Here is a 5,482-nt window from a genome sequence, read left to right on the forward strand (position 1 = left end):
GGAGAAACTACAGCGCTTGGTTTGGGGGGAGCGGATGCCACGCCTGTGGGAGGAAGGGGCCGGGGGGGGGGCCGCGGGTTTTCGCCTCCCCCCCCCCCCCCCCCCCCCCCCCCCCCACGCCGAATGTGCGGCGTCCGGAGGTTCAGTGGCTGGGACCGCGCCCGCCGCCGCGCCGCCTGTCGTCCTGACCGGGGGCGTCGAACTCGACCTGTTCCTTGCGGACGTCGGCCGACACCTCCTTCTGCTCGGTGACCTTCTCCGTCTCCAGATGCACACGCTCCACCGGGACGGCCTCCTTGCGGACGACCGCCTCCTCGGCGTGCAGGATCACCTCGGTCTCGGCGTTGCCCATCGGGGCCCGGCCGACGGTGCGGTCGCCCGGCTTGATGGGCTCGCGCACGACCCGGACCTCTTCGTGGGTGACGGGCACGGTGGTCGTGACGTTCTCGGTCACCACGATCTTCCGGAGACGTGCCCGGCCGGACTCGTGCTCCTCGGTGCCCACCCGGAGCCGTTCCTCCGAGCGCACCATCTCCTCCTCACCGCGACCGGTGGCGGGAGCGGTGGCCGCCGCGGAGGTGTCGGTCCCGGCGGCGGTGCCCGAGGCAGCCGCGGTGCCCGTGGCATCGGCCCGGCCCCGGCCGCCGTCGCCCATGTCCTCCCGGCCGGTCATGCCTTCCTTGGCGGGGGTGCCGGCGGCGGGGCTCATGCCCGGCGAGCCGCTGCGCCCGCTGGGGCGGGTGAGACCGTAGTGGTCGTACAGCTCCTGCTCCTGAGCGACGTCGAGGTGCTCGTCGGCGTCCATACGCGGGGCGTCCTTCACCAGCTCCTTGGCGTGCGGTACGCGAAGCCCGTTCTCGTCGCGGCGGGCGCCCGCCAGGGGCACGAAGGACTCCTTCATGCCGAACATCCCGGTCTTGACCGTCACCCACTCGGCGCGGCCGGTCTCGTTGTCGAGGTATGCCTGCTCGACACTGCCGATCTTCTCCCCGGCTGCGTCGTAGGCGGTCAGCCCCGTGAGTTCGCCCACGTGGTGGAAGACATCGTCGGCTGCCATCAGTGATCACTCCTTGGCGGCGAGCCGGCGGGGTCCGGTATCCCCGCGCGTCTGCTGACTCGCGTTAACTCCATGCGGCACCTGCTGACGGCGGGCGGCAACAGGTGGAAACGCCCCTTTGGCCCATCCGGGGGACAAAGGAGCACCGCACGCGCCCTGCTGGGCTTCGAGCGGATCAGACCGGGTTCGGCCATTCGGGTGACACACCGCACGGAGCGCGGGACAGCGCCCACGCTCTGTGCGGGCAGTGCCACGGAAAGGAGCCCCGGACCGCGATTACGCGCCGGTCAGCCGTCCGCCGCCGCCGTCCATACGGCGGTGTCGGGCCCGGCCACACCGCCCTCCAGGCTGTCGCTGGCGAGCAGCACGGCGCCGTCCGGCAGCGGCAGCGGCTGCTGCGAGAGATTGATCCGGCATTCGAACCGGCCCTTGCGGAAGGCGAGTTCATCGTCGCGGGCGGGCAGCCAGGCGAACGACTCGTCGCCCCGGAAGCGGGTGCGTACGGACAGGGCGGAGCGGTACAGCTCCAGGAAGGAGTCCGGCAGCCCGGCCTGGATCTCCACCGCGTGTTCGCCCCAGCCGGCCGGCTGCGGGAGCCAGCTCCCGCCGGGACCGAATCCGTGGCTGCTGCCGGAGCGGGTCCACGGGATGGGGACACGGCAGCCGTCGCGGCCCTTGGTGGTGCGTCCGGTCCGCTCCCACATGGGGTCGCGCAGCGCGTCGAGGGGCAGGTCGGAGACCTCGGGCAGGCCGAGCTCCTCGCCCTGGTAGAGGTACGCGCTGCCGGGCAGGGCGAGGGTCAGGAGCACCGCCGCCCTGGCGCGCCGGTGGCCGAGGGCCTCGTCCGGCGCGGGGTCGGTGCCGCCGCCGGACAGCCAGGCGCGGTAGTCGATGCCCTGCGGGAGGGAGTAGCGGGTGCGGTGGCGTACGACGTCGTGGTTGGAGAGCACCCAGGTGGGCAGGGTGCCGACGGCTCGGGCTCCGGTCAGGGAGGTGTCGATGACCTTCCGGAACTCCCCGGCGTCCCAGGGACAGCGCAGATGGAAGAAGTTGAATGCCTGGTGCAGTTCGTCGGGCCGGGTGTAGAGGGGCAGCCGGGCCGCGCTGACACCCGCCTCGGCGACGGTGATCCGGGGCGGTGCGTAGGAGTCGATGATCTTGCGCCAGGCCCGGTATATGTCGTGCACCTCGTCGCGGTCCCAGAAGGGGTGGTCCTCACCTTCGGGCGGGGAGTTCAGGGAGGCCGAGTCGCGGCCGCCGGTGTCCCGCAGGGGCTCCACGAGGTCCTTGCGCAGGCCGTGGGCGACGTCGATCCGGAAGCCGTCGGCGCCGAGGTCGAGCCAGAAGCGGAGTATCCCCTCGAAGTCCGCCAGGACGTCCGGATTCTCCCAGTTCAGATCGGGCTGCTCGGCGGAGAAGATGTGCATGTACCACTGGCCGTCCGGCACCCGTGTCCAGGCGCCGCCGCCGAACTTCGACCTCCAGTCGGCGGGCGGCAGGGTGCCGTCCGGGCCCCGCCCGTCCCGGAAGATGAAGCGGTCCCTCGCGGGTGAACCGGGAGGGGAGGCGAGCGCTTCCACGAACCAGGGGTGCTGGTCGGAGCAGTGGTTGGGCACGACGTCGACGATGATCTTGAGGCCCAGGCCATGGGCGCGCCGTACGAGACCGCGGAAGTCGTCGAGGGTGCCGTGGCGCGGGTCGACGCCCCGGTAGTCGGAGACGTCGTAGCCGGCGTCGGTCCAGGGAGAGGGGTAGAAGGGGGTGAGCCACAGGGCGTCGACGCCGAGACCGGCGAGATGGTCGAGCCGGTCCGTGATCCCGCGGAGATCGCCGATCCCGTCGCCGTCCGAGTCGGCGAAGCTCGGGACGTACACCTGGTAGACCACGGCTTCGCGCCACCAGTCCGGAGCGGACCGTGACAGGTGGTCGCGGGGGGTGTCGAGGGTGTTCGGGATCACGGGTACCTCTCGTACTGATCTTCGGTCGGTGGTGCGGTCGTGCCAGGTGGTGCGGCGGTGCTTGGTCGCGCGGTGACGCCTGGTGCGCAGGTGTTTCCTGTGTGTTTCCGGGACGTGTGGTGTGTCGTACGGAGGACAGCCTGTCATCGCCGGGCGTCAGGCTGAAGGTCACCCGTTCGAAGGTTACGTAAGGGATGTCCCAGGAACGCCGGAGAATGACTATCGACACATAGGAGCGCCCGGGTGGACGGGCGGTGAAAGGCGGTCGCGGGGGTACCGGATGGCAGACGAGGCCGTCCCGCACCCCAGGAGGAGAACTCGAATGCCGTCCTCACTGATCGAAGCCGTCGACATCAAGGCGCCCGTCGCCGTGAGCTGGGCGCTGTGGAAGGACGTCGAGCGCTGGCCCTCCTTCCTCAGCCATGTCAAGCACGTGGAGCGCATCGACGCCTCGCTGTTCGCCTGGCAGGTCTCGCTGCCCGGCGCCGACAAGAGCTTCGTGGCGGAGCTGACCGAGGTCGTCCCCGAGGACCGCATCGCGTGGCGGACCTCGAAGGGCGTGCACCACGCGGGGGTGGTCACCTTCCACCGCCTCGGTGACGCGGAGAGCCGGGTGACGCTCCAGGTCGAGTACGACCCGAAGGGGTTCGTGGAGCATCTGGGCGCGCTGACCAATCTCGACTCGACCCTGGCCAACTACGACCTCGGTGAGTTCCGGCGCATGGCCGAGCACGAGGCGGCGCGGCTCTGACGCCGTCGGCGCCGCCGGGCGGCCCGCCGCCCGGGTGATCGATCCGGTGCTCCCCCGGGACCGCGCCGGCGGGCGGGGACGGCTACTCCATGAGGAAGACCGGCTCCATCGGCGTCCACCAGTCGCCGGGCGCGGCCTCGGGGACCGGTTCCTGGCAGGGGTCGGTCGTCTTCCACCACTCCCGGGTGGCCTCGTCGTCGGCCAGCGCCGCGAGGTCGGCGGCCAAGTCGTCGCCGTGGTACTCGAAATAGCTGAACAGCCGGTCGCCGAGCAGATGGATCGAGTAGTTGGCGACATGGGCGGCGCGCAGCCGGGCGAGCACCGGCTCCGGGACCGCCCGGTGCAGTTCCCGGTACTCGGCGGCCTTCTCCGGGCGCACCCTGATCACTTGTGCGACGCGCCGCATCAGCCCGCGGCCGGTGTGGCGTCCGGGGCGGGGGCGGGCGCGGCGGCGTCGTCCCGTCCGGCGTGCGTGTAGAAGACGGACTTCTTCTGCTTGGCGCGGTGGGCCTCGGACTTGGCGACGAGAAGCTCCAGCGCGTTGCGTACGACATTGATGTTGGAGTTGCGCGACGGGTGGTCCGCGGCCAGTTCGGCGGAGATCTCCGCGGCCGAGCGGGGCTCACCGTGCGCCGCCAGCAGTGTGCTCACCAACTGGGCGAGGCTGGGCTGCTTCCCGGCGGCGGTGGCCGCCCCGGCCGCCTTCGCGGAGGCCCTGGACCGCTTCCGCGCCCTGGCGGAGGCCTTGCCCGGCCCGCCCGCGCCGGACCCCGCCGTCGACTTCGCGGGGCGCTTGGGCACCCGCGCCCCGGGCACCTTCGCGCTCCGCGCGGGCACGGCACCGGATCCGCCGGAGAACACACCCTGCACGCCGAGCAGCAGCGTGTGGTCGTGCTCCAGGGTCTCCAACTTGGCCTGAAGCGCCTCGATCTCGCCGAGGAGACGTTTCCGCTCCGCCGTGTTGTTCTCCAGGTCGGCGGCCACCTGGGCCTCGTACTGCGACTGGACGCTGGTGAACTCGGTGACGGCACTGTCGGACATGAATGGCTCGCTTCCTCTGCGTGGCACCTGAATGACGTCCCCCGTGTGTGTCGCGATGGTACTTGCGCCGATGTGTCCATCCCGAAACCGGCCATCGGGTAACACCTTGCTGAACCGCGCGTGGTTGCTCGGCGGGCCCGGGGGGCAAGTGCACCTTGAGCGGTGATCTCGCCGCGACAGTCGAACGAGAGTGAGGGCCGGGATGGTTGACATGTGGGTATTCGCGGCCGGGTCGGGCCATGTGCCGAGAATGGACCTCACCGGTTACAGCGTCCATGCGACCGACGGAACGGTGGGCAGTGTGGACAGACAGTCCGAGGACTCACCGTTCGAACACCTGGTGGTGGACACCGGGATGTGGGTCTTCGGAAAGAGTCTTGTCATTCCCGCCGGGCTGGTGACCTCGATCGACCCGGCCACGCGGGTGATCCAGGTCGCCTGTACGAAGTCGACCGCGAAGGGCGCTCCGGTGTTCGAGCGCGATCACGACACCAGGGATCCGGCCTACCTCGGGGCCCTGAGCACTTACTACACCTCTTTGGTTACCGCTTCCTGATACCCCGTCATCACGCACCGGGGGGGGGGGGGGGGGAGGGGGGGGGGGGGGGGGGGGGGAGAAGGGGGGGGGGGGGGGGGGGGGGGCGGGAGGGGGGGGGGGGGTTTTCCTTTGGGGGC

The 5,482-nt window shown here is 71.0% G+C and carries 6 protein-coding genes; 2 read left to right on the forward strand and 4 right to left on the reverse strand.

What is annotated here, in order from left to right; genetic code table 11:
- Window positions 1-142 precede the first annotated feature (142 nt).
- On the reverse strand, window positions 143-1,057 hold the full coding sequence (locus ACZ61E_RS32410; RefSeq protein WP_469703976.1) for a PRC and DUF2382 domain-containing protein: 915 nt from the start codon (window positions 1,055-1,057) through the stop codon (window positions 143-145).
- A gap of 287 nt (window positions 1,058-1,344) precedes the next feature.
- On the reverse strand, window positions 1,345-3,015 hold the full coding sequence (locus tag ACZ61E_RS32415; RefSeq protein WP_469703978.1) for a glycoside hydrolase family 13 protein: 1,671 nt from the start codon (window positions 3,013-3,015) through the stop codon (window positions 1,345-1,347).
- Window positions 3,016-3,337: 322 nt separating this feature from the next.
- Between ACZ61E_RS32415 and ACZ61E_RS32420 the strand changes: the two genes are divergently transcribed.
- Entirely contained in the window at window positions 3,338-3,766 is a 429-nt protein-coding gene (locus tag ACZ61E_RS32420) for an SRPBCC family protein (RefSeq protein WP_469703980.1), read from the forward strand.
- Window positions 3,767-3,848: 82 nt separating this feature from the next.
- Here ACZ61E_RS32420 and ACZ61E_RS32425 read toward each other — a convergent pair whose 3' ends face one another.
- Both ACZ61E_RS32425 and ACZ61E_RS32430 read right to left on the reverse strand, forming a co-directional pair.
- Window positions 3,849-4,172, reverse strand: coding sequence for an L-rhamnose mutarotase (locus ACZ61E_RS32425; RefSeq protein WP_469703982.1), 324 nt, complete (start codon window positions 4,170-4,172; stop codon window positions 3,849-3,851).
- Window positions 4,172-4,807: a hypothetical protein gene (locus ACZ61E_RS32430; RefSeq protein ID WP_469703983.1), complete on the reverse strand. Its 636-nt coding sequence runs from the start codon at window positions 4,805-4,807 to the stop codon at window positions 4,172-4,174. The genes ACZ61E_RS32425 and ACZ61E_RS32430 overlap by 1 nt, the downstream gene beginning before the upstream one ends.
- A gap of 211 nt (window positions 4,808-5,018) precedes the next feature.
- Between ACZ61E_RS32430 and ACZ61E_RS32435 the strand changes: the two genes are divergently transcribed.
- Window positions 5,019-5,363, forward strand: a complete 345-nt coding sequence (locus tag ACZ61E_RS32435; protein WP_469703985.1) for a PRC-barrel domain containing protein — start codon at window positions 5,019-5,021, stop codon at window positions 5,361-5,363.
- Window positions 5,364-5,482 lie beyond the last annotated feature (119 nt).

The organism is Streptomyces sp. NPDC104581, from assembly GCF_055583685.1.

What these genes read in the sequence shown, in the direction of transcription:
- ACZ61E_RS32410 (WP_469703976.1), bottom strand. Translation starts at nt 1,057, where the DNA reads ATGGCAGCCGACGATGTCTTCCACCACGTGGGCGAACTCACGGGGCTG.
- ACZ61E_RS32420 (WP_469703980.1), top strand. Translation starts at nt 3,338, where the DNA reads ATGCCGTCCTCACTGATCGAAGCCGTCGACATCAAGGCGCCCGTCGCC.
- ACZ61E_RS32425 (WP_469703982.1), bottom strand. Translation starts at nt 4,172, where the DNA reads ATGCGGCGCGTCGCACAAGTGATCAGGGTGCGCCCGGAGAAGGCCGCC.
- ACZ61E_RS32430 (WP_469703983.1), bottom strand. Translation starts at nt 4,807, where the DNA reads ATGTCCGACAGTGCCGTCACCGAGTTCACCAGCGTCCAGTCGCAGTAC.
- ACZ61E_RS32435 (WP_469703985.1), top strand. Translation starts at nt 5,019, where the DNA reads ATGTGGGTATTCGCGGCCGGGTCGGGCCATGTGCCGAGAATGGACCTC.